The organism is Flavobacterium anhuiense, from assembly GCF_004151235.1.
GTDB lineage: Bacteria > Bacteroidota > Bacteroidia > Flavobacteriales > Flavobacteriaceae > Flavobacterium > Flavobacterium anhuiense_A.
The window spans coordinates 22,485-47,069 of the sequence record NZ_JUIV01000016.1 but is presented as its reverse complement, the minus strand read 5'-3'; the positions used below and the strand labels follow the sequence as shown (position 1 = coordinate 47,069).

At 35.0% G+C, this 24,585-nt stretch carries 12 protein-coding genes and 1 pseudogene; 4 read left to right on the top strand and 9 right to left on the bottom strand.

All coding sequences use genetic code 11. The features are described from left to right. Positions 1-8: 8 nt before the first annotated feature. From NU08_RS17125 to NU08_RS17110, 4 genes are all read left to right on the top strand, one after another. On the top strand, positions 9-1,367 hold the full coding sequence (locus tag NU08_RS17125; protein WP_129748331.1) for a RagB/SusD family nutrient uptake outer membrane protein: 1,359 nt from the start codon (positions 9-11) through the stop codon (positions 1,365-1,367). Between the two features lie 8 nt (positions 1,368-1,375). Then, positions 1,376-3,352 carry a TlpA family protein disulfide reductase gene (locus NU08_RS17120; RefSeq protein WP_129748330.1) on the top strand — a complete coding sequence of 659 codons (1,977 nt, stop codon included), beginning with the start codon at positions 1,376-1,378 and terminating at the stop codon, positions 3,350-3,352. A 24-nt stretch (positions 3,353-3,376) separates the two neighbouring features. After that, positions 3,377-5,974 (top strand): alpha/beta hydrolase family protein, encoded by a 2,598-nt coding sequence (locus NU08_RS17115; RefSeq protein WP_129748329.1) that lies wholly within the window; start codon positions 3,377-3,379, stop codon positions 5,972-5,974. Between the two features lie 267 nt (positions 5,975-6,241). Then, positions 6,242-9,037 (top strand): M16 family metallopeptidase, encoded by a 2,796-nt coding sequence (locus tag NU08_RS17110; RefSeq protein ID WP_129748328.1) that lies wholly within the window; start codon positions 6,242-6,244, stop codon positions 9,035-9,037. A 409-nt stretch (positions 9,038-9,446) separates the two neighbouring features. Here NU08_RS17110 and NU08_RS22585 read toward each other — a convergent pair. The 9 genes and pseudogenes from NU08_RS22585 to NU08_RS17065 form a co-directional block, all read right to left on the bottom strand. Beyond that, positions 9,447-9,584, bottom strand: a pseudogene (locus NU08_RS22585) (RHS repeat-associated core domain-containing protein); the annotation flags it as partial. A 239-nt stretch (positions 9,585-9,823) separates the two neighbouring features. Beyond that, positions 9,824-10,060: a hypothetical protein gene (locus NU08_RS17100; protein ID WP_129748327.1), complete on the bottom strand. Its 237-nt coding sequence runs from the start codon at positions 10,058-10,060 to the stop codon at positions 9,824-9,826. A 506-nt stretch (positions 10,061-10,566) separates the two neighbouring features. Next, the gene (locus NU08_RS17095; protein WP_129748326.1) at positions 10,567-13,038 is read right to left on the bottom strand and encodes a glycosyl hydrolase family 95 catalytic domain-containing protein; all 2,472 of its coding nucleotides are present in this window, start codon (positions 13,036-13,038) and stop codon (positions 10,567-10,569) included. A 25-nt stretch (positions 13,039-13,063) separates the two neighbouring features. Then, positions 13,064-15,043 (bottom strand): alpha-L-arabinofuranosidase C-terminal domain-containing protein, encoded by a 1,980-nt coding sequence (locus tag NU08_RS17090; RefSeq protein ID WP_129748325.1) that lies wholly within the window; start codon positions 15,041-15,043, stop codon positions 13,064-13,066. Between the two features lie 111 nt (positions 15,044-15,154). After that, positions 15,155-16,594 (bottom strand): glycoside hydrolase family 28 protein, encoded by a 1,440-nt coding sequence (locus NU08_RS17085; protein ID WP_129748324.1) that lies wholly within the window; start codon positions 16,592-16,594, stop codon positions 15,155-15,157. Positions 16,595-16,736: 142 nt separating this feature from the next. Next, positions 16,737-18,266 (bottom strand): glycoside hydrolase family 28 protein, encoded by a 1,530-nt coding sequence (locus NU08_RS17080; RefSeq protein ID WP_129748323.1) that lies wholly within the window; start codon positions 18,264-18,266, stop codon positions 16,737-16,739. Between the two features lie 153 nt (positions 18,267-18,419). Beyond that, positions 18,420-20,057 carry a sodium/sugar symporter gene (locus NU08_RS17075; protein ID WP_129748322.1) on the bottom strand — a complete coding sequence of 546 codons (1,638 nt, stop codon included), beginning with the start codon at positions 20,055-20,057 and terminating at the stop codon, positions 18,420-18,422. A gap of 55 nt (positions 20,058-20,112) precedes the next feature. Further along, positions 20,113-21,255, bottom strand: coding sequence for an acyltransferase family protein (locus NU08_RS17070; RefSeq protein WP_129748321.1), 1,143 nt, complete (start codon positions 21,253-21,255; stop codon positions 20,113-20,115). Between the two features lie 104 nt (positions 21,256-21,359). Beyond that, the gene (locus NU08_RS17065; RefSeq protein ID WP_129748320.1) at positions 21,360-24,497 is read right to left on the bottom strand and encodes a glycoside hydrolase family 2 TIM barrel-domain containing protein; all 3,138 of its coding nucleotides are present in this window, start codon (positions 24,495-24,497) and stop codon (positions 21,360-21,362) included. Positions 24,498-24,585 lie beyond the last annotated feature (88 nt).

The window sequence follows — 24,585 nt, the reverse complement described above, 5'->3', positions numbered from 1 at the left end:
AGATTATCATGAAATTTCTAAAAACCGCATTATATATAATCCTTCCTTTGCTTTTACTAAACTCATGCCGAGATTATGTTGAAGTTGAACAGGTTGGAAATAACAGAATTTTAAAATATACTTCTGATTACAGGGCATTGGCTAACAGCTATAACGATATGACTTCTTCTGGAGGAATCTATCTTATTGCTAATGCTGATGTTGAATTTCCGACAACTTATCAAAACGGAGTAAGTACGATTTGGGCAAACAGCTATACTTGGCAGGACAGAATTTACGATCCTTCTCAGGGCGATTCAGACTGGATCGGATTATACAAAGCAATTTATTACAGTAACGTAATCCTAGATGGCGTAATGAGCAGCCAAAAAGGAACAGATGCAGAAAAAAAAGAAATCTATGCTGAAGCTTTTGTGCATAGAGCATTTGCTTACTTGCAGCTAGTAAACACTTACGGACCTCAATTTGATCCAGCTTCTGCGAATTCAGAAAAAGCTGTGCCTATTTTATTGAAACCTGAACTGTTTTCTTCATTAGACAGAAGCACTGTTGCTCAAGTTTACGATCAAATTATATCTGATTTAAAGAATGCCTTAGCCAATGATATTCAGGATTCTCCTCCATTTAATGTGCTTCCTTCTAAAAAAGCGGTGTATGCATTACTTGCCAGAACATATCTATATATGGGGCAATATCAGTTGAGTCTTGAAAATGCAGAAAAAGCTTTACAGATGCAAAATGGCCTGATTGATTTAAAAACATTTGCTTCTGGCTACAGTTATCCCGTTCTGATTCAGAATCCTGAAGTAATATTTTCTAAAACTTTACTCAATACCTACAATAGAGCTCCTTTGTCTCCTGATTTATTAAGCAGTTTTGGAACTAATGACTTGCGCTACGATTATTATACAATTGCTGGTAATATTGCCATCTCTCCTACTTACACAGGAAGAGGATTTGGAATTGCGACTTACAGCAATACAAACGGTATAAACGTTGGGGTTTCAGTGCCAGAAATGTATCTTATCGCAGCAGAATGTTATGCGCGAGGCGGACAGCCGCAAAAAGCAGTTGATTATTTAAATATCTTAAGAGCTAAACGTTTTAAAACAGGAACGGCTTACAGTGTTACTGCGGCAACAAACAAGGAAGCTTTGGATTTGGTTTTAACTGAAAGGCAAAAAGAATTTATCGGACGCGGATTCAGATGGTTTGATCAGCGCCGCTTAAATTTAGATCCGACTTATCAGAAAACTTATAGCCGAGTTTTCAAAGGCCAAACCTATACCCTAGCTCCAAACAGCGACGGATATGTTTTCCCAATCAATCAAAATTATATCGATTTAAACCCAGAACTGGGCAAATAAAACTTACAATGTTCAATAAATTAATAAATATCAAAGTATTGGTATTGGTGTTCTGCGCCCTTACCTTACAGGTCAAAAGCCAAGAAGTTAAATCCAGATTACGAGGAATGGTCGATATTCCGATTCCTGGAGCAACTTTCAGCATGACGTATGATCCAAAAGGCGGACCTTTAGAAAACGTTAAAAATATCAATGGTTATGCTTATGTTTTTAATGATTACAGATGGGAAATTGAAGACCTAAAAATGAAAAAAAATGGCGCTGTTTACAGCGCCGATTTTACAGTTCCAAAAAACTGTGCTTTTATGGCTTTCAAATTCTATGGCAATACCGAAAACGGATTAGTTACCGATACTAATCAGGATACTGGTTATATGCTGGTTGCTTTTAAAGAACCAAAAGTTAAAATGCCTGGTGCAGATTTGGCTTGGGCAACTTTTAGAAATAAAGATTTTAATGGCCAATTTGGAGGTTATTTTAAAGATTTTTCTATTGATGGCGATGCTACAGAATATTGGTTAAAAAAAGAAGTAGCAAGTAATGGCAACAGATTTCCAGAGTTTTTTGATACTTATTTCCAAGTTCTGAAAGTTCAAAAACCTGAAAAATTTCAGGAATTGGGCACTCGTTTCCTTGGAGATTTTACAAAAAATATGAAGGGAATGCCAGAAGAAGTTTATCTAAAAGTGTATCAAATTTATTTGAATGATTTAAAAAACAAAACAAAAGCAGATTCTCTTGAAAATGTAATCGTAAAACAGTTTCCAAAAGGAGCATTTTTAAGGCAAAAAGCTTATCAAAAAATTATGCCTACTGCAGATGCCGCAGAAAGGAATAAATTAATTGCACAATTTTTAGCTGATTTTCCATACAGTTCTGAAGTGCCGTCGTCTCAAAAGTATTTTTATAACAATATTGTAAAATTGCAGTTTACTAATTATTTTGAAAACAAAGATTATAAAAGCATTTTGGCCATGATTCCAACCATGAATTTTGCTAATTTAAATGATGCTTATCACCAGAATATTTCTAAAGCGCTGTACTTAAAAACTGTTGACGCTGCAACTATTGAAACTATGGCAGTGCCTATGATTAAACTGATGCAGGAAAAGGTAAATGACATGTCTTATATGTCAGGATTGTATTGGTCGCCAAATCAGGCCACTGAAAATGCAAAAAATCAGCTTAACAACGAATTAGTGATTCAGATTCGAATGTATGATATGCTGAAAAAATGCAAAGAAGTTTTAGAGACTTTCGAATTGCTTCCATTTGAAAAACGTTATGAAAAAGCAAGTATTAACGATATCCATATCAAAGCATTAGAATCTTTCAACAAACCAATCATTGAGGTTTTAAAAAATGCGGCAAGAGCCAATACTTTATCTGAGGGCGCAACTGCAAAACTTAAAGAATTGTATTTGAAAGAAGGCAAAAAAGAAGCTGATTTCCCTGCTTATTTGGAGCAGCTGAAAAAAGAAAACAAAACAGAAGAAAAAATCGCTCTGATTGATATCGCCGCTCCTCCAATTAAAGTGCAGTCAGCAGATGGCAAAACAAAAGATTTGGTTTTAAACAGCGGTAAAATTATCGTAATCGACTTTTGGGCAACTTGGTGCGGGCCTTGTAAAAAAGCTTTCCCAGCTATGCAGCAATTGGTAAACAATTTCAAAGATGATAAACAAGTTGAAATTTATTTTATCAGTACTCAGGAAACTAAAGAAGGCTATAAAAAAGAAGCTTTGGCATATTTAAAAGAAAAAGGTTTAAAAATCAATACGTACTTTGATTTGGTTAAAAAAGGCGGTGGCACAAACAATGCTTCTTTTGGCCAATATGCCAAAATTTTTAATTCAAGCGGTATTCCTAGAAAAGTTGTGATTAAAGACGGTAAAATCCGTTTTACATCTGAAGGATATTCTGGAAATCCAGGACAATTAGTAGATGAACTTACAAATGTCATCAATACTTTGAAAAACGAATAATTGCTTTTTGAAAATCAAAAAAATATGAAAAAAATAGTTTTACTATGTGCACTCGCTTTGGGTGTGCATAGTTTATCTGCACAGAAAAAAGCAGTAGACGAATCGGCATACCAATCGTGGCAGCGAATTAACAGCAAGTCTATTTCTTATAATGGGAAATGGATGTCGTATAATACTGTTTTTCAAGATGAAGAAAAAGAAAACAAAAAACAGATTATTATTCAGGAAGCTCCAAAAGGAAAACGATTGGTGCTGGAGAATATCAGTGATTTAAAGTTCATCGGAAAAAAAGACTGGATTCAGTACAGCAAAAATGACAGCACGCTTTTGCAGAATTTAAAAACAGGAGTTAAAAAACTTTGGAAAAGCAAGCATTACACAAATGCACTTGACGGAACCGATTTCCTGTACTACACTCGCCCTGAAACTCCAAAAGGAAAATTCTTCTTGCAGCGTTTGGTTTGTTACAATTTAGAAAGTAATGACAGTACTTTTGTAAGCAACATTAAGTCGTCTCGTTTTTTAAAGAACAAATCGATCGTGTATGTTCAGATTGAAAAGGATCAGGTTTTTCTAAAACACGGAGCAATTGGCGGAAAACAAGAAACTATTTACAGCGGAAAAGCTTCTGATTTTGGCGATTTTCAAATAAACGATAAAGAAAATGGCGGCAGTTTTACTTTGAAAGGCAATAACAGCTCCGATTTTAATGTGGTTTATTCTTTTAATCTTAATAATACTTCTACAAAAGTTTCATTCAACTATGATGATATTAAATTAGGCGAATCTGGTTATTCGATTTCAAAAACAGCATACGGATTAAACGAAAACACTCGTTTTATTACGCTATTAGTAAATTCTAATAAACGTCCTGAAAATACACAGATTGCAAAATCGAATATTGAAATCTGGAGATCAAATCAGGGAACTATGGAGCGCAGACAGGAATTACTAAGAAATACGAAAACGCTTCCAAGTGAACAAAAATTCATTTATGATATTCAAAATAAAAAAGTTATAAAACTTGCTTCAACAGGCGAATTTGATCAGGTTCTAATTCCAGAATCTGGAAACTTCAAAGGTGTTTTTGCCATTGATAAAAAACCATATGCTGTAGAAGTAGATTGGACTTTTAATGAACGTAACGATGTATATTGGATTGATGCTTCGACAGGAAAATCTACAAAAGTACTAACTGGAGTTTTTGGAAGTATAACATGGAATCCGCAAGGAAGTTTTGCTGTTTATTATAATGAAAAAGAAAAAATTTGGACAGTTTTTGATTCTGCTTCTTTGCAGTTTAAAAACATAAGTTCACAAATTCCTTTTCCAGTTTCAGATGAAAACGTAGACATGAAATCGGCCAATACGGCTTACGGAATTGCTGGCTGGTTAAACAACGGAAATACAGTTGTTCTTTACGATCAGTTTGATTTGTGGGCGATTGATCTTACGAATCAAAAAGCGGCTTATTCTATTACGAATGGTTTCGGAAGAAAAAACAATGTAGAGCTTCGTTATAATGAAACAGGCTTTATAGGAGATTTGGACACTAAAAAATCAATTACTTTCATAGGTTTTGATATCACAAGTAAATCAAAAGGAGTATATAAATTAGCTAATAATAGTACGATTACAAAAGTATTTGCTAATGCTGATTATAATGTGCGAATTGAAGCTGTTTCTGGAGATAATTCAAGTGTATTATTCAGCAAAGAAAGCTATACTATTTTCCCAGATTTATGGTGGAGCACTGCTAATTTTGGTTCACAATCTAAAATGACAGATATAAATCCGCAACAGAAAGATTATGCTTGGGGAACTGCAAAAGTATTGACATGGAAAAGCTTTAACGGAAAAGAAAACCAAGGGAATCTTTATCTGCCAGACAATTACGACAGCAAAAAAACATATCCTGTAATTGTTCATTTTTATGAAAAACATACAACAGAATTTAATGCATATCAGCTGCCAGAAATTAGTTCTTCAAACATTAATATTCCTTCATATTTAAGCAGAGGATATATCGTTTTTCAGCCAGACGTTCATTATGTTTATGGTGATGTTGGAAACAGCGTTTACAATGATGTCATGAGCGGTGTCGACTATTTAATTGCAAATGGTATTACTGAAAAAGGTAAAATCGGAATTCAGGGACACAGTTTTGGAGGTTACGAAACTTCTTTCTTAACCACTAAAACAGATCTTTTTACTTGTGCAATTGTAGGTTCTGGCGTAAGCAACTTTACTGCCAATTATCCTGTTATGAGATCCAATGGAATTTCGACTATGTTTAAATACGAAGCCGATCAATATCGTATGGGAAGTTCAATGCACGATAACCTTGACGGATACATCAAAAATTCGCCTTTATTTGCTGCAAAAAACATTAAAACCCCTATTTTGATTTTCCATAATGATAATGACCGCGCAGTTCCTTATCAAGAAGGACAATCTTTATTCTTTGCACTTCGTCGTTTAGGAAAACCTGCTTTATTGGTAAACTATAAAAAAGAAGGACATACCTTAGACGATGCCAGCAATAGAAAAGACTGGACACTCAAAATGCAGCAGTATTTTGATTACTACTTAAAAGGTGCTGCAAAACCAGACTGGATGTAATTTAATTAAAATTATGAAACACATAGAAACATAGATTTTTTTCTCTTTTTCTTTTGAGAGCAAAGAAGAAGCTAGCTTCGACACATAGAATACTATGTGAATTGATGCAAGTGAAACGCCTTTTATAAGTCTAGCAACTATGCTTCTATGTGTTAAAAAAACTATTGTTTGAGGGTTTCTCGCGAGACCTTCAAATGAATAGCAGGGACTTCTTATACCCTATTCCAACTAAAATTCAATCAAAAAAAAGAACAATAAGGATCAACAATGAAAACAAAATTAATTTTAGCGCATTTCCTATTTCTGGGTTTAACTCAGGTTTCTGCGCAGTTTAAGACTACTTTTCCATTGCCCAAAGAAGTGGCGCATGGAACGCTTAAAAATGGAATGCAATATTTCATCATGCACAACGAATGGCCGAAAGACAGAGCCGATTTCTATTTCGTGCAAAATGTTGGAGCAATTTTAGAAAACGATGATCAGGACGGATTAGCTCATTTTCTGGAACACATGGCTTTTAATGGAACAGAACACTTTAAAGGAAAAGGAATTATCAATATGCTGGAAAAACAAGGTGTTTCTTTTGGAAAAGACATCAATGCTTACACGGCTTATGACGAAACCGTTTACAACATAAGCAATGTTCCGGCTGACAACAAAACTTTACTGGATTCCTGCATGTATGTACTTCATGATTGGTCAGGTTATTTACTTTTGGCCGACAACGAAATTGATGCAGAAAGAGGCGTTATTCGTGAGGAATGGCGCACCAGAAGAAATGCAGATTACAGAGCCGGAGAAAAAATAGACAAAGTCGTTTTTCAAGGTTCAAAATATGCAAAACGAAATGTAATCGGAGATTTGAATGTCATCAATAATTTCAAATATCAGGTTTTAAGAGACTATTACAAAAAATGGTATCAGCCTCAAAACCAAGCTGTCATTATTGTCGGAGATATCGATGTGGCGTTTATCGAGAAAGGTGTTAAAGAGATTTTCGGTTCGATACCTACTCCAAAGAAAATCAACAAAAGAGAATACGAAAAAATTCCGGCGCAAAAGGAAAATCGCTATGTTCTAGCTACCGATAAGGAATTACAGCGCTCAGGGATTTCACTTTCCTATACCAGACCAAAACCTTTACTGCAAAACGAAACTGAAATGACCAAAAGCATGCAGGAAAGCCTTGCCATGCAGTTAATGAATATTCGTTTTGGAGAATATATCTTGAATAATGAAACGGCTGCTTTATCTTTTGGAATATCTAATAGCAATCTTTCCAGATTAGACAGCAAATTTTCATTGAATATTGCCCCTAAAAAAGGCAAGTTTTTAGAAGCTTTTTCAGAAGCGTATAGAGAATATGAAAGAGCCATTCAAAACGGCTTCACACAGCAGGAATTAGACCGCTTGAAAACCAAAATGCGTAGCAGTTATGACAACCGTCTGGCAAATAAAGATAAAATCAGCAACGGATCCTGGGCAGAACAATTTCAGATGTATTTCCTAGAAGCCAATCCAGTTATGACAATGGATCAAGAGTACAAATGGATAAACAGCTTCTTAGATAAAGTTACACTCGAGCAGGTAAATGCCGCTTTTAGAGCTTTAGAGCCAAAACAAAGTTTAATCTTATCGGTTTCTGCCCCAGAAGATGCTGCAACCAAATTTCCTGAAGCAAACGAGTATTGGAATGCCATAAAAACCATTTCAAACACTAAACTAGAACCGTACAAAGAAGAAGAACTTACAGCTTCATTGGTAAAAGAACAATTGACAGAAAAAGGGATTGTAAAAACCAGCGATATCAAAGCTTTCGCAAATGCGAAAGAATATACTTTGGCCAACGGTGCAAAAGTGATTATTTATCCAACCACATTAAGCAAAGACCAGATTTTGTTTTCGGCTTACAGCGCAGGAGGAAATTCGCTTGCAGACTGGCAGGATCTTCCGTCAGCTCAGATTGCTACTGGTGTGGCTTCATATTCTGGTTTAGGAGATTATAAGTTTACTGATTTAAAAAAGAAACTAACTGGTAAAACAGCTACCGTGAGCCCATATATTGGAGGCTTGTATGAAGGTTTTAACGGAAGCAGCAATAAAGAATCTTTGACAACTTTGTTACAGCTGACTTATTTATATTTTCAGCATCCAAGATTTGACGCCAATACTTTTGACAAAATTAAAGAGCAGTACCAAAACAAACTCAACAATGCTAACAATAGCAACGAAAAAGCATTAAGTGATACGATTTCGGTTTTAAACAGCAATTATAATAAACGCAATTGGTTATTATCACAAGATTTCATCAATGCTTTTGACTTGAATAAAGCAAAGAAATTCTATACAGAACGTTTTTCTAATGCTGCAGATTTTACTTTCCTTTTCGTAGGAAACATTTCTGAGAAAGATACTGAAGCAATCAATACCTATTTAGGCAATATTCCATCAAGCGAAAAAACAGAAACATACGTCGATCATAAAATTTATATGAAAAATGGAAATACTGAAAAAACAATTTTCAGAACGATGGATACGCCCAAAACGACTGTTTATCTTCATTTAGAAAATAAAGATGTAATCTATTCTAAAAAGAACCAAATTCTGAGTTTTATAGTTTCGGAGTGGCTGAAAAAACGTTATTTAGAAACCATTCGTGAAGAAGAAGGAGGCAGTTACGGAGTACAAGTTGCGGCCAATTTATCGCAATCCCCTTCTCCATTATACTCTTTAGAAATCAATTTTGACTGTAATCCTGACAAAGCAGATGCGTTGATAAAAATCATTCACGCAGAACTAACAAGAGTACAAACAGAAAATATTCCTGCCAACATGCTGGAAGACATTAAACAATCGATCATTAAAAATTATCAGGAACAGATTAAAGAAAACAGTTACTGGCTTAATGTGCTCACATCGTACGTTCGCAACGATGAAACACCTCTTGATATAGAACTTCTTAAAAATACATTAAACACCATTACTGCGAAAGATTTAAAAGAATTTACAGTAAATGCCTTGAAGAAATCAAACAGCGTACAAGTGCTTATGAAAGCAAAGTAAGAATCAATTTTAAATCCATTTTTAGTTTCAAGGTTTAAAACATTCTTATCGATTTTTTTATTTTTTTTTATTTTAATTAGTTTTTAAAGGCTGTCTTTTGGCAGCCTTTTTAGTTTCAAAATCATCTTAAAAGCCTCCGTTCAAATCTTTTTAGTAATGTTTTAAATTTTTATTGAAAGGGATTACATTTGTGCGACAAAACCTAAATAGCATAAAGTAATTCATAGAGCCAAAGAAAGACAATCTTTCCTTAACTTAAAACATTCTTTTAAAATCCTCCATAAATTTTGTAATTTATATATTGGTTTAATGCTATGAAACTGCCTGCCATACGCTCGGCCATATTCGTTTTTTAATCGCTCCTCTTCGTCTTTTTGTGCTTTTTTGCCTTCTCTTCTTCCGTAAGCCAGCCGATCGGATCTGTATATTTCAAAAGATTATTCAGCACATACCCATATCGGTTATAGTTCTGGGTGTTGCTTGGATCCTGAACATAATTATCCGTCTGCAAACGGAGCAATTTAGGATCATACAAGCGCCCATCCATGCCCTCATTATAAAAGTGAGCTAGTTACAATGTAGGGACTAACTAATATATTTCTATTATAAAGCCAGATTTACAACAATAATTATTATAACAATATAAAGCCGAGCACTTGGCTTTTTTTAGTACTCATGAATATTTATCTTTTTTCAGGAGATGAAGCTACTATAATTATTTCTTGGCCATTTTTTAAATCATTTTTATTAAAATTGGCCCAGCCAAAAACATTTGTTCCATAAAGACTAATTATGATATTCTTCGGTAGAATCTAATCTAACTTTAACCGAACCAGTAGAATCTGTTATATATTCGCCAACCGTAACAAATTTTTTCTTTAAATACCCAGGCTTAACCATTCTAATTTCAGTAGTGTCTGATGCATTAACCCTATACTGTTTTGTTTTACTGTCAATGGCTTTAATTTTTACAGTAATTTGATTTTCTAAATCACTTTTCTTTTTACAATTCAAAATTAGCATAGCTATAAAAGAAATGAATAAGACAGTTTTTATTTTAAGGGTTTCTAATCGGATATTCAGTTATATTTAAATGATTAATTAATACTCCCTGAAAATAATATCCCGTTAAATTGACATTATTAATTAAAGGCCATTGAAAATTACCTCTTACTGGACTGCCTTGAAATGGGTTTTCCGGTAATGTTTATTTAAAGGAGTAAATCTTCAATTATTATGTTTTGCTCGACTGAGGCAAAAAATTGGTTAATTGCCTAATAATTTATGATAGGGGTATTTATTGATTCCCGCAAGGGAGAAAAAAATAATTCTAATGTGGCCAAATTTTTCATTCTGCATTTCAAAACTAATTAATCAAGCCTTAGTTTGGGGCCTTTTTATTAAATCCATTTTTCTCGTAAAATGCAATAGTCCGAGACCAATTTCAAGACAAGAGCAGTATGGGCAGTAAAATTTTTTTTGCGTTCACAATATTTTGTTTTTTGTTGTTTTTCATTAATTATCTACTCTTATTTTATGGGCGTTATGTTATAAGAAATACCTTTTTTAGTCTCAAAAACTGCAGTGTAGCCAATGGAGGATTTCTCACTCTTTATATTTAATTTTTCTACTGCAAATGGCAGAGAGGATCTTATAGAACAGGTCCCCCCAATGTTAGAGATAATTTTAGCGTGAATCATTTTTCCTTCATTCCATTTTATATCCACCGTAAAATTGCCTTTTGCCGTAATTCCTCTAATTTCACCATCTGTCCAAGAATCTGGCAATGCTGGAAGAAGATGAATTTCTTTATTCTGGCTCTGCATCAGCATTTCGATCACGCCTGCAGTTCCTGCAAAATTTCCATCGATTTGAAAAGGCGGGTGCGCATCAAACAAATTTGGATAACAGCCTCCATGTCGTTTGTACTTAGGATCGTTATCTTTTGTCAATCTTAATTGATTTTTGAATAATGTATACGCATGATTTCCGTCCAAAAGTCTTGCCCACATATTTACCTTCCAAGCCAGACTCCATCCTGTTCCATCATCGCCACGCAGTTCTAATGTTTTCTTTGCTGCCGCGGCTAATTCTGGTGTATTTAGCGGAGAAATTAAATTTGCAGGATGCAAAGCATACAAATGAGAAGTATGTCTATGATGCGGATCTTCTTCTTCAAAATCTTTATACCATTCCTGCAATTGTCCTTTGCTTCCTATTTGAAAAGGAAGTAATTCTTCTGCCGCCTTCTTTACTTTTTCTCTGAACTCTGAATCGGTATTTAAAACTTTAGAGGCTTCAACCGTATTTTCAAACAAATCTTTAATAATTCCAATATCCATTGTAGAAGCTGTTGTTACAGTTCCCTGTTTCTTTCCGTCGTAATAGAAAATATTTTCTGGCGAAGTTGAAGGCATTGTGACCAAATGACCATTTTTGTCTTTCTGAAGCCAGTCTAAACTAAACTCTGACGCTCCTTTGATAATTGGATATACTTTTTTCAAGTAGGATTTGTCGCCAGTATATTCATAATGTTCCCATAAATGTCTGCTCAGCCAATTCGCTCCCATGTACCAGTTGGCCCACATTGGATCTCCTTTTCCAAAATCGCCTACAGGATTGGTCATTGCCCAGATATCTGAGTTATGATGCAAAACCCAGCCATTGGCATGATAATAACTTTTGGCTGTTTCTGCTCCTGTTACAGAAGCATTTTTTACATAGTCGTCAAGCGGAAAAAATAATTCAGGCAAACTTCCCGACTCTACAGGCCAGTAATTCATCTGTAAATTGATATTTGTAGTGTAGTTGCTGCTCCATGGCGCACGAAGTTTATTGTTCCAAATTCCTTGTAAATTGGCGGGTGCATTGTGCGTACGCGAAGAAGATATTAACAAATAACGGCCAAACTGAAAAAACAAAGCTTCCAATCCAGCGTCTTTTTGCCCTTTTGCATATTCTTCCAATCTTATGTCTGTTGCAAGATTAGATTTATTGGTTTCTTTTTCATTCAGCTTTAAGGAAACTCTATTGAAGAGTCTCTGAAAATCTGCGATATGTTCTTTTAATAAACTATCATATTTCTTCGTAACAGCCTTTTTAATTGGACTTTCAGCAAATTTATGTTCGTCTTTCCCTTCACTGTCTGGACATTTACCAAATCCATTAAAGCTTGTTGCCGCTGAGACGAAAAGCAAAATCTCTGAGGCATTTTTAATCACTAATTTATTTCCCTCCGAGCTTATTTCTCCGTCTTTTATTATTGGTTTAATAATCAGTTCAAAACGCATTCCTCTGCATCCTGACGGATCTTCGTAAATGACTGGTTCTTGGTTATAATCAATATAATTAGGATCGGAATGCGATGGTGCTTTTCCTTTTAAAACCAAAGTCTGATTTTGTACTATTCTTTCATTTTTCAAAAGACTTGAAGCATCAAGTGTAACAGAAAGTTTCTTTAATTGATCTGCCGAAAGTTTAATGATAATACATTGTGCTGGTGCCGAAGCAAAAATCTCTCTTTTGTACTTTACGCCGGCAATAGTAAAATCTGTTACTGCCAATCCTGTTTGTAAATCCAGACTTCTATTGTAATTCTCTATTTTTTGTCCGCCAAAATCCTGCTTCAAAATAAGATCTCCCATAGGCATAAAACTTTCACTGTAAGGTCCCTGCATATTTTTAGTCAAAATATTGGCCTTTTCAAAATCTTCATTTTGAAGAGCTTCTCTAATTAAAGCCAGATTCTTAAAAGCATCCGGATTTACATTTTGATGCACTGGTCCTCCGCTCCACAAAGTAGCTTCATTCAATTGGATTAACTCCGAATCTACTCTTCCAAAAACCATTGCTCCAAGTGTACCATTTCCTATCGGCAGAGCTTCCGTCCACTCCACGGCAGGCTGATTGTATTGCAGTTTTAAATCTTTTTGCGCGAAAACAGAAAATCCTGTCAGCGTTAACACTAAAAAAAGGTTTTTTTGAAGAGAATGATACGGCATGTATTTTATTTTAAATGGATATTATTTAAATCGTTTTTAATTTCAAAACAGTTACAGAATAAGCAGGAAGATTCAATTGCTGTTTTCCTTTCGTTATTTTATAATCGCTTTGTTTTGGAGTAATTTTTTTAGGTTCTGAAAAGGTATTTTCATCTTCTAAATTTGGACTTACCAAACTAATTATACTTCCTTTTGATCCCAATTTTGCTCCTTTCAAGTCGATACTCACTTCTGATGCTGTGGCTGCAGTATTAACCAGTTTCACAATAATTTCTTTGCTATTTGCATCTTTTACTGCCGATACATATAAATTGTTCTGACCAATTAAAGCTTTTCCATCCTGAGTAATATTTAATAAATCTGTTCCTTTGTTGGTAGAGAATAACTGTTGTACATAATAGTTTGCAGAACCGTACGACTGGAGATTATTAAACCAAATCATATCTGGAGTCCACTGCCAAGCATCTTCATGAGCCATTAAAGGTGCATAAGACGTTAAATGAACTACTTCTGCATTTCTCTCCAATCCTGTCATAAAAGCCGCTTCTGAGAAAGCACATTCCCAATTATTCCTATTGTTTGGATTTGCCCCAGAAACACTTTGTGCCGCATATTCTCCAGCAAATATTTTTGGCCCCTTGCGATCATAATTATCGTAACGGCCAGCATTTTCCCTAAACCATTTTGGGCTTTGGTAATAATGTTCATCAACCAATTCTGCATTCAGCTTCTTAAGTTCTTCCATTGCATAATCAAAATGTTCTCCGTCTGGCGAAGGACCGCTTCCTGATACAATAATGATATTTGGATATTTTGCTTTTATAGCTTTTTCAAAAACTTTATATCTTTCAATATAATCAGCGCCCCATTGCTCGTTTCCAACTCCGATATATTTTAAGTTAAACGGCTTTGGATGTCCCATATCCGAACGAATTTTTCCCCAAGCCGTAGTAACAGCTCCATTAGCAAATTCAATTAAATCCAAAGCATCTTGCACATACGGATCCAGTTCGTCCATAGATGCTAATTCTCCTGTATTGTACTGGCACGCCATTCCGCAGCTCAAAATTGGAAGCGGTTCTGCTCCAATATCTTCTGAAAGCTGGAAATATTCAAAAAATCCTAAACCAAAACTTTGAAAATAATCTGGCGTTAATTTATGATTGAATTCAACATTCCATCTGTTTATCATGGTTTTTCTATCCTCAATATTCCCAATCGATTTTTTCCATTGATAACGATCTGACAAAGTTCTTCCCTCTACAATGCAACCGCCTGGAAAACGTAAAAATCCAGGTTTTACATCGTATAAAAGCTGAACTAAATCTTTACGAAGTCCATTTTTTCTATTCTTCCACGTATCTTCTGGAAACAATGAAATCATATCCAAATCAATCGTTCCGGTTCCCTCAAAAGTGATTTTCAGTTTTGCTTTTGCCTCAGTTTCAGTTGCCGTAAATTGTGCGGTATAATTGGTCCATTCATCTGATTTTGGAACTATACTGGTTTCTCCAAGCACTTTTTGATCTTTATCAATCAGTTGGAAAATAATCTTTTTGATGGCTCCTTTATGATTAGCTGCTTTAAACGAAAGATTATATCTCGCATCTTTCTTCACCCCCATTCCTCTAAAACCTTCATTTATTAAAGCATAACCTTTGTCATTATTAATTTCAACCCTGCAAAAATTAGTATTATTTGCCGCTACGTTGATGGGCAGCGCCATTCCAGATTCTTTATTCATGGAAGATCTGTTGCTTTTAGGCTGTTCCCATCCCATTAAAGGTTTCTCAAATTCAAAAGATCTGTTTTTAATCATTTCAGCATAAAGTCCACCATCAGCAGCAAAATTGATGTCTTCAAAAAACAAACCGAACATGGTCGGCTGGATTTTAGTTATCGTTTTGGAAGCATCAACCTCCAAAGCCGCTTTTTGGGCATTTCCGTAAATACTGCTAAATAGTAAACCTCCTATGAATAATGTTGAAATTACGTTTCTTTTCATTTGTATTGTTTTGTTTTTATATTGAGAATGCACCTGCAATTTATTAATTAATCTTTTGAAAGCGTATTTTTATTGTATTTTTTACACTTATATTTTTCTCACAAGAATAAATTACTTTTTAACTGCCTCATACTTATTTGGGAAAGCGGCTTCTCCATCCAAATTGATTACTTTCAAAACATCGACATTTTTACTTTCAACCGCATATTTAAAATAATCTGGTTTGTTTTTTCCCCATTGAACTGTGCAATTCTGAACTTTTATACTTTCAGCGTTATCAAAATAAAATCCTGACGTGCTTCCTTTCACAAAACCCTCTACATTTGCAGGTCGTCTGTCGTATAATCCACCGGGAAAAGAAGTCATTTTATCTATAAAAACACTAACATTGTCAAAAACAATATTCTTGATTTTATCTTTTGATTCGCCACTCACAAAAACACCGTTTTCTCCTGAGCATTGGATATTAGAAAAATAAATATTCTTAATCTCGCCCACTTTTCCTTCTGTTGCTCCTTTTGGAAAACGCCAATTGGCATCTTTATGATTTATTTTTGCTCTGCTGAAAGCTGTTATATAAATCGGTTCTGCTTTTCCCCACCAAGTATCCGTGTTTAATTTACTTTCTATAATAATATTAGAGAAAATAACATCGCTTACTGTTCCCTCGTCACGATTCTGAATCCCTAATGCACGATTGCTGTTTTTAATTATGCAATTATTAAAAACTACCTGTCTAATAGCATCCATATTTTCCGAACCAATTTTAATAGCGCAGCTGCTGCTGGTCATAGTACAATTAGTCACTGTAATATTTTCGCAGGCACCAAATTCTTCAAATTCTCTTCTGTTTTTCAAACAGATGCAATCGTCACCGCTTTCGATATAACAATCACTGATTCTGACATTTTTAGAATGATCCAAGTCGATCCCGTCACTATTGCGGACCTTTAAACTGTTCAATAAAGTAATCCCGCTAATTACGACATCGTTACAGCCAATTAAATGAACTGTCCAGTAGGCCGAATTTCCAATATGAACATCTTTAATTCTAATATTTTTTCCGCCTATGATCGTTAACACATGAGGTCTTGGATCTAATACATTAAACGGTTTTAAAACATAAGCATCTTCTTCTTCCTCTCCCATAAAAGAAATTCCGTTTCCGTCTATTTTCCCGCTGCCGCTAATGGTAAAATCTTCTATATTTTCTCCTCCAATCCAAATCGTCCCTTCACCCGGATTGGTTCTGAAAGCACTTTTTGTATAGAGTTTTTCATCTGGACTTGCCAGTAATTTTGCCCCAGCTTCAATATGCAAATCGACTTTTGATTTTATATCAATTGGTCCAGCCAAAAAGGTAAAAGGTGCAGGAATCAAAACTCTTCCGCCCGTTTTGCTGCAGGCATCAATTGCTTTCTGGATGGCTGCAGCATCATTGGTTTTACCGTCTCCTTTTGCTCCGTATTTTTTAATGTCGTAAACCTTTTGTGCCGCAGCAGTGAGGGAAATACAAAAAATAAGTAGCGCGATTATAGATTTCTTTTTCATGTTTTTAATTTTTTTATGCCACGAAGGCTCAAAGACACTAAGTTTTTTTGTTTCACGCTCCCGATAGCTATCGGGAGCGCGAAATAAAATTTTACAATCTCTGGTAAAAAACTTTGAGTCTTAGCGCCTTTGTGGCCAATTCTTAATGAGCCGGTAATTCAAATTTATTCTGTTCTGGTTCGATTTTTCTTTTTGCAGCTTCACTATCCAAATCACTTGATGAAACATCTTTAAAAACAATCTGATTGATTTTGTCTGAAGGAATGTCAATTGCTTTCATGGTCAGATTTTTTACATCATCAAAAACAAAAGCAGGACGAAAATCTTCTTTATCCAAAATCAGTTTTATGTTTTTCATTTCGATTCCGTTTACGTGACGGACATAAAATCCCCATGAAGGCAATTCGCCAAACATGGTAAATTCAGGATATCCGTTGATATTTTCTTTTACATCTTTTAATCGGCTTAAAGGATGATATGCCATACCTTTCGAAGCTCTTCCCGGATAAACGATTTCAATATTCTCTAAAGTCACATTTTCTATTGAATGCCCTGGAATTCCAGCTATAGAAGACGGAAACGGATTATGGAAATAATCAACCTCAGGCCCGCGCATATCATAATCAATATCTGGACGACCAAAAGGGACTTGCACTTTTACATTTTTAACCGATACATTCTTGATATATCCCGGTTTATCTCCATTTCTATGCCCCAAACGAATCAATACAGCATTACCAGTATTGGTTGCCACTATATCTGAAACTTTAATATTTTCAATCTCCGCTCCATCAACAGATTCAATTGCAACAGCAGATCTGAATGTGTCAAACACCTTGATGTTTTCAATCGTCACATTTTTAAAACTGCCATAAGAACCCGTTCCAAATTTCACAGCGTTGGCACTTGATCTAATGGTACAATTTCCAATGTAAATATTGTTATTGTGCAACCCTGGCACTTCAGATTTTAAACAAATTCCATCATCAGCAGTATTTACATTGCAGTTTGTAATTCGTACATTTTCACAGCCATCAAGATCGATTCCGTCATTATTCCAATACGCACGGCTTTCTACTTTCATAAAATCAATAACAATGTTTTTGCATTCTCTAAAGCACTGCGTCCAGCCAGGACTGTTTTTCAAGGTAATTTGAGTCATCGTGATAGAATCACATTTTACAAACGAAATCAGTTTTCCTCTTCCGTCTTCAGGGCGCATTCTTCTGTAATTATATTTTGGGTCTATTCGAACTCCCGTGTGATGCAGAGAATCAATTGCCAGAGCCAGTTCTCTTCCCTGTCCGTCAATAATTCCTTTTCCGTTTACAGCAATATTTTTAGATTCATTCGCAATAATAAAAGCTCTAATTCCTTCATATTTTGGATAATCCTCTGGATTGGTGCTGCCAAGTAAAATGGCACCATCCTCAAAAAACAATTCTACATTACTTTTTAAAACAATACTTCCAGATAAAAAGGTTCCTTTAGAAAAAAGAATTCTACCGCCTTTGTTTTTATTGGCCGCATCAATTGCTTTTTGGATTGCCTTTGTATTCAAAGTTTTTCCGTCTCCAACAGCACCATATTTTTTAACATCAAATACTTTCTGTGCTGAAACAGATAAGGAAATACAAAAAATAAAAAGTACGATTACAAAATTTCTTTTCATTTGTTATTTTTTTTATGCCACAAAGACACTAAATCGCTAAGTTTTTTTTTAAAACCTTCTCTCCTTAATAAACTTTACGCTTTTGCGAGCAATTTTCAATTTAATCCTTTTAAATAAACTTTGAGTCTTTGTGCCTTCGTGGCAAAACATAAATTACCAGAAAACAGTGTACAAAGCCACTAAAATTCCACAGATAATAAAAGATCCAACTATAAACTCTGATGATACTTTAAACATCGATTTATCAACTTCAATTTTATGAACTTCAGCTTCCTCTTCTGATACTGGTTTTGCTAAACTGATTCCGACCATTATCAATACGATGATAAAGAAAACAATAGTCATGCGATCCAAAAAAGGATAATCAGGAAAAGCACCTTCTGTCCACATTGGCAGAAATTTCAAAATAGCTGCAAGTGGTACTGTTAATAATGCCCCAGCCAATCCAGCGGCTGGAGTTGTTTTTTTCCAGAACATTCCCAACAAGAAAATCGCTAAAACTCCCGGTGAAAAGAAACCTACATATTCTTGAATAAACTGATATGCCTGATCTAATGATTTTAATGCTGGAGCTACAAATGCTGCAATAATCATACATACCACAACACACCATCTTCCGGTACGAACCAGCTTTTTTTCTGATGCTTGGGAATTAAAATATTTTTTATAAATATCTAAAGAAAATATAGTCGAAATACTATTGGCTTTTCCTGCCAAAGAAGCTACAATTGCAGCTGTTAAAGCTGCTAGAGCCACGCCTTTTAATCCTGCAGGCAATAAATTCATTAAAGTTGGATAGGCCTGATCTGGTTTTAAAACTCCTGCCGCATCCACCATTTCCTGCTGAAACATTCCGTTCTCGTGCATTACAAACATTGCGATACCAGGTAAAACAGCAATAATTGGAACTAACAATTTTAAGAAAGCCGCAAACAAAATTCCTTTGCGTGCTGTTTTTAAATCGGCTCCCAAAGCTCTCTGAACGATATATTGATTACATCCCCAATAAGCCAGATTATTAATTAGCATTCCGCCCACTAAAACCGACATTCCTGGCAGTTCATTGTAATGTGGATTGGATTTTTCTAATATCATATGTAAATGTCCTGGTGCTTCATCAACAATAATGGCAAGTGCTTTTAAAATGTCTTTTCCAAAACCAAACTGATCTGAAAGTAAGGTCAAAGCTAAATAAGTGGTGACTAAACCTCCCAAAATCAAAACAATAACCTGAAACATATCGGTATATCCAATTACCTTCATGCCTCCCAAAGTCACAATTACAGAGAACAAACTCAGCGCAATAACGCAAAATTGAAAACTTATCGGAGCAATAGAGGAAATCGCCAAAGCGCCTAAATATATAATTGAAGTAAGATTTACAAATACATAGATCAACAGCCAGATAATTGCCATAATTGTACTTACCGTACCGCTGTACCTTTTAGCAAGAAACTGAGGCATAGTAAATATCTTGTTTTTAAGATAAACTGGTAAAATAAACATAGCCACTATGATTAAAGTGGCAGCCGACATCCATTCGTAAGAAGCAATCGCAAGTCCGATGGCAAAGCCCGAGCCGCTCATTCCTATAAAATGTTCTGCTGAGATATTAGACGCAATCAATGATGCTCCAATTGCCCACCAAGTAAGAGAGCCTTCTGCTAAAAAATATTCGTTGGAACTAGTTGCTGCAGTTTTCTTGCTTCTGTAAATATACATTCCATAGGCCGTGACTATGATAAAGTAAATAAAGAAAACAATGTAATCTGCGGTTTGTAATACATTCATAATGTGTGGTTATTGTGTGGTTAGATAGTAAAATGTATTGTAAGATCTGATCGCATCAAATCTTGAGAAACCATTTTCTTTTATACAGAAAATAAAGTAAAAGAAGTTGTACACCAGTTACTGAGAGCGCAACAAATACTGGCTGCCAGACAATTGGCAAATACTGTATCATACCTCCAAAAAAGTAATCTGCGGTATGTTTAAAATCTACAGAACCTTCTGCTGCGATATATATTAAAATCGAATTTGAACCAATTAAAATCAACGGAAATGCCCATTTATGAAAACCAGACAAATCAATTATCAAATAGAAAAAGACAAAAAACAGAATACTGAATCCGCCGACAAAACATACAAAAGAGCTTGTCCACAAATGCTTGTTGATTGGAAAATCAATGTCCCAAATTAAACCTGCAATAATTAGCAATATAGCCGTCAAAGCCATCAAAATTAACTTTGCATTTATTGAAAACTGATTTCTTGCTTTTAAAAATGTTCCTGTAAAAACTCCTAATAAAGCTGTAGAAATCGCGGGAAGAGTCGAAAAAATGCCTTCTGGATCATAAACGGTACTGTGAAGTCTGCCTGGTAAAAATAGGCGGTCAATATACCCTTCCAATGATCCCTCTTTGGTTAAAACTCCCGCTCCAAACTCAGGAACCGGTATCCATTTCATGGCCGCATAATAACCCACCAAGATGCCTAAAAACCAAATAAATTGTTTTTTAAAATCAAAATTCAAATAAATCATTCCGGCAAAAAACCAAGCTATTCCAATTCTTCCTAAAACACTCGCAAAACGGGTATGATCAAATCCATCAAAACGCAATAGTCCATTAACCACGAAGCCTAAAACCACTAAAATTCCAGTTCTCCTCAGCATAGAAAGGTATATTTTTCGTTTTTCTTTTGAGGGCAATTCCTGCGGAGTTGATACTCCCGCTAAATTCATTTTCTTCTCAAAAGAATATGGCATAGAAACGCCTGCTACAAACAAAAACACAGGGAAAATCATGTCATAGAATGTAATGCCATTCCATTCCGCATGATGCAATTGCGATGACATCCATAGAAAAATAGGAATTGGAGCCGCCTTGGCTAGAGCATGAATTATATGTTCGCCGCTCATAATCCAAAACATTACAAATCCGCGCAGCGCATCTAAAGAAATTAATCTTCCGTTTGTAGGGTTACTCATTTTTTAGTTCTAGTTTTAATTTTCTATCGCAGTATTCAGTCGCAGTCGCAGTATTCAGTGTTTATGTTACTGAAAACTGTGACTAGAACTAAACAACAGGTTATTTAAAGTGGTTTAATAATAAATCCGTAGCTGTATTCGCTTTGGGTTAATACATATTGTTCATGTGGCGGTTGTCCCCAACTGTTGTCGCCCCCCAAGCCTCGCTGAGTCAAGTCTACACATACGACTACTTCATTTCTCGGAGTAATATCGCTGGAATGAATGTTCTTTTTAGAAATTCCTCCATCAAAATCACTCGGATAATTATTCAAAGTACTCATACATAAAGGCTGCAGACCTTTTATTTCCAAGCCTTTTCCTGTATTGCTTGACAATTTAAACCAGCGTATATCGGTCTTATATCCATTTTCTTGTGGGCGTGTATAAGGCACATATTGGTCTGCAACTTTACTATTATAAATTCCTTTGAATGAAGAAGTTTTCCTATCTGGATAATTTTCTAAAGGACCTCTTCCGTAATAATCCAGATTCTCCAAAGTATTTTTCAAGGTGAAAATCATTCCGAAACGCGGCAGTTCTGGTACTGGATTATTTCCTTTTTTATAAAAGGCTTGAATTTCTAAAGCACCATCATTTTCTAATGCATACTTAATTGTGTAATCAGAAGCAACATCATTCAATTTTAATTTTGCAACGATATATTTTTTACCGTTTTCTTCTGTTTGCTGAATATTTTCTAACGAAGTGTTTTTTCCAGCTGTTCTCCAGACATTGGTTCTAATCTGCATTTTATTTCCGATATCATTATCAGTTGGAGCTCTCCAGAAATTCGGTTCAGGATATTCTGTAAAGTATTGCTCGCCTTTTAAACTGTAATAAGATATCAGTCCTGTTTTTTTACTGATGTTAACTGTAACATTATCTGAAGTCAAAACAAATTGGTCTTTTTCATCTTGAATTTTTGCAGAAGCAGGTTTTTCAGACTTTTCGAAATATTTACCGTCTTCAATTACAAATTGTTCTTTGGCAATTTCAAAGTTTTGAGGCCATAATTCTGAACCTTCTTTTGTGTAAGCAAAAACATTCAACAAATATTCTGTTCCTTCTTTTGATTCTAATTTTGGCAAATCAAGCTTGAATTGTTTTTTAGTTTTTGGATCTAAAGCAACATTCAAATTTCCTTGTTTGATTACTTTACCGTTCTCTAAAACTTCATATTTAAAGTTGTACTTGTTCAGATTTGTAAATCCAAAATCATTATTAATTTCGATTATACCATTTTTGATATCTACCGCTTTAAATAAAATATTCTGATAGACTTTCTTCACTTCAAAAGCCCCAGGATGTGGTGTTCTATCTGGATAAACTAATCCGTTATGGCAGAAGTTTTCATCATTTAAATAATTCTGACTTCCCATATCGCCACCATAAGTCCAGTATTTACGCCCCGCTTCATCGACTCCATAAAATCCCTGATCTACCCAATCCCAAATAAATCCGCCTTGCATATTTTTGCTGCCGCGAATAATGTCCCAATATTCCTGAAAATTACCGCTGCTGTTTCCCATTGCATGCGAATATTCACACATGATATACGGACGGCTCACTTCTTTTCTTGCCGCATATTCTTTCACGTATTCAATTGTTGGATACATTGGACAAATGATATCTGTATTCTCATTTTCTTTTGCCTGCTCAAATTGAACCAAACGCGAATTATCTCTTTTTTTGATCCATTTATATGCTTCATGAAATACTGGTCCATTAGCACTTTCGTTTCCTAATGACCAAATGATTACCGATGGCATATTTTTATCTCTTTCAACAAGACTATAAATTCGGTCCAAATGTGCTTCTCTCCATTCTGGAAGATAACCCGGATTAGTTTTTGGATTCATCCACTTTAGAGGCTGTCCTTCCACTCCCATTCCATGGCTTTCAATATTGGCTTCATCGACCAAAAACAAACCGTATTTGTTGCACAATTTTACCCACAGAATATTGTTTGGATAGTGACTGCAGCGTACAGAATTTATATTTAGCTGTTTCATCATTTTGATGTCTTTCATCATCGTAGCTTCGTCCTGGTAATGTCCAGTTTCTGGATTATGCTCGTGAATATTTACACCATGAACCATCAATCTGACACCATTTACCAATAATTGCCCGCCCTTTAGTTCCACTTTTCTGAATCCGATTTGCGTTCCAACCGTTTCTACAATTTCTCCTTTTGTGTTTTTTAAGGTGAGAATTAAAGTATATAAATTAGGAGTTTCGCTACTCCACAATTTCGGATTCGATACATTCTGAGAAAAATTAAGATTCTGAATTTTTGAAGCTTCAAAATTGACATTAAACTCTTTGTTAAAAACATTTTTACCCGAGGCGTCAAGTAGTTTCGCAATTAGCTTTTGATTGTTTACCGCTTTTGAAGTCAGATTTTTTAAACTCACATCAACATTTAAACTTCCGTTTTTATACTTTGCATCTAAATCTGGTTTTGCAAAGAAATCCGAAATGCGAACATTGTCTGTACTATACAAATACACATTTCTGTCAATTCCAGAAAGTCTCCACATATCTTGATCTTCCAGATATGAACCATCACTCCATCTGTAAACTTCAATAGCCAAATCGTTTTTACCTGGTTTCAGATATTTCGAAATATCAAATTCAGCTGGACTTTTGGTGTTTTCTGTATAACCTACTTTTTCACCATTTACCCAAATGTACATTGCCGCTGTTCCTGCTTCAAAATGAAGAAAAACATGTCTATTCTTCCAATTTTCAGGCAGCACAAAATCTTTTTTATAAGATCCTACCGGATTATCCCAATGATTAATAAAAGGCGGATTTTTTTCGAAAGGATACGTTATGTTGGTGTAAATCGGAACTCCATATCCGTTTAATTCCCAATTCGAAGGCACTTGAAGTTCTTTCCAGTGTAAAGTGCTGAAATCTGTTTTATAAAAATCCTTTGGACGCTCGTCTGGTGTTGGCGACCATGAAAATTTCCATTTTCCATTCAAAGAAAAATACCAAGGCGAATTTTCATAGTTATCAATGATTACAGAAGTTTCATCTGCATAAGGAAGAAAAGCTGCTCTTGCGGGTTCTCTGTTGATTTGAAACACAAGAGGATTTTCCCAATCGTTGCGATCTTTTTCCTGTGCCAAAACAGCTGCGCCACAAAGTATAAGCAGGCTGAATAAAAGTATTTTGGTTTTGGTTTTCTGCATTTGTTTTGGTTTTAGATAGCTGACATTATTTTTTTTAAATATATAGAAACATAGTTTTTTACTTTATTTCAAAGGCGTTTGACTTATT

Coding starts and splice junctions, on each gene's coding strand:
- NU08_RS17075 (WP_129748322.1), bottom strand. CDS start 20,057: ATGAATGTATTACAAACCGCAGATTACATTGTTTTCTTTATTTACTTT.
- NU08_RS17070 (WP_129748321.1), bottom strand. CDS start 21,255: ATGAGTAACCCTACAAACGGAAGATTAATTTCTTTAGATGCGCTGCGC.
- NU08_RS17125 (WP_129748331.1), top strand. CDS start 9: ATGAAATTTCTAAAAACCGCATTATATATAATCCTTCCTTTGCTTTTA.
- NU08_RS17085 (WP_129748324.1), bottom strand. CDS start 16,594: ATGAAAAAGAAATCTATAATCGCGCTACTTATTTTTTGTATTTCCCTC.
- NU08_RS17110 (WP_129748328.1), top strand. CDS start 6,242: ATGAAAACAAAATTAATTTTAGCGCATTTCCTATTTCTGGGTTTAACT.
- NU08_RS17120 (WP_129748330.1), top strand. CDS start 1,376: ATGTTCAATAAATTAATAAATATCAAAGTATTGGTATTGGTGTTCTGC.
- NU08_RS17095 (WP_129748326.1), bottom strand. CDS start 13,038: ATGCCGTATCATTCTCTTCAAAAAAACCTTTTTTTAGTGTTAACGCTG.
- NU08_RS17100 (WP_129748327.1), bottom strand. CDS start 10,060: ATGCTAATTTTGAATTGTAAAAAGAAAAGTGATTTAGAAAATCAAATT.
- NU08_RS17115 (WP_129748329.1), top strand. CDS start 3,377: ATGAAAAAAATAGTTTTACTATGTGCACTCGCTTTGGGTGTGCATAGT.
- NU08_RS17065 (WP_129748320.1), bottom strand. CDS start 24,497: ATGCAGAAAACCAAAACCAAAATACTTTTATTCAGCCTGCTTATACTT.
- NU08_RS17080 (WP_129748323.1), bottom strand. CDS start 18,266: ATGAAAAGAAATTTTGTAATCGTACTTTTTATTTTTTGTATTTCCTTA.
- NU08_RS17090 (WP_129748325.1), bottom strand. CDS start 15,043: ATGAAAAGAAACGTAATTTCAACATTATTCATAGGAGGTTTACTATTT.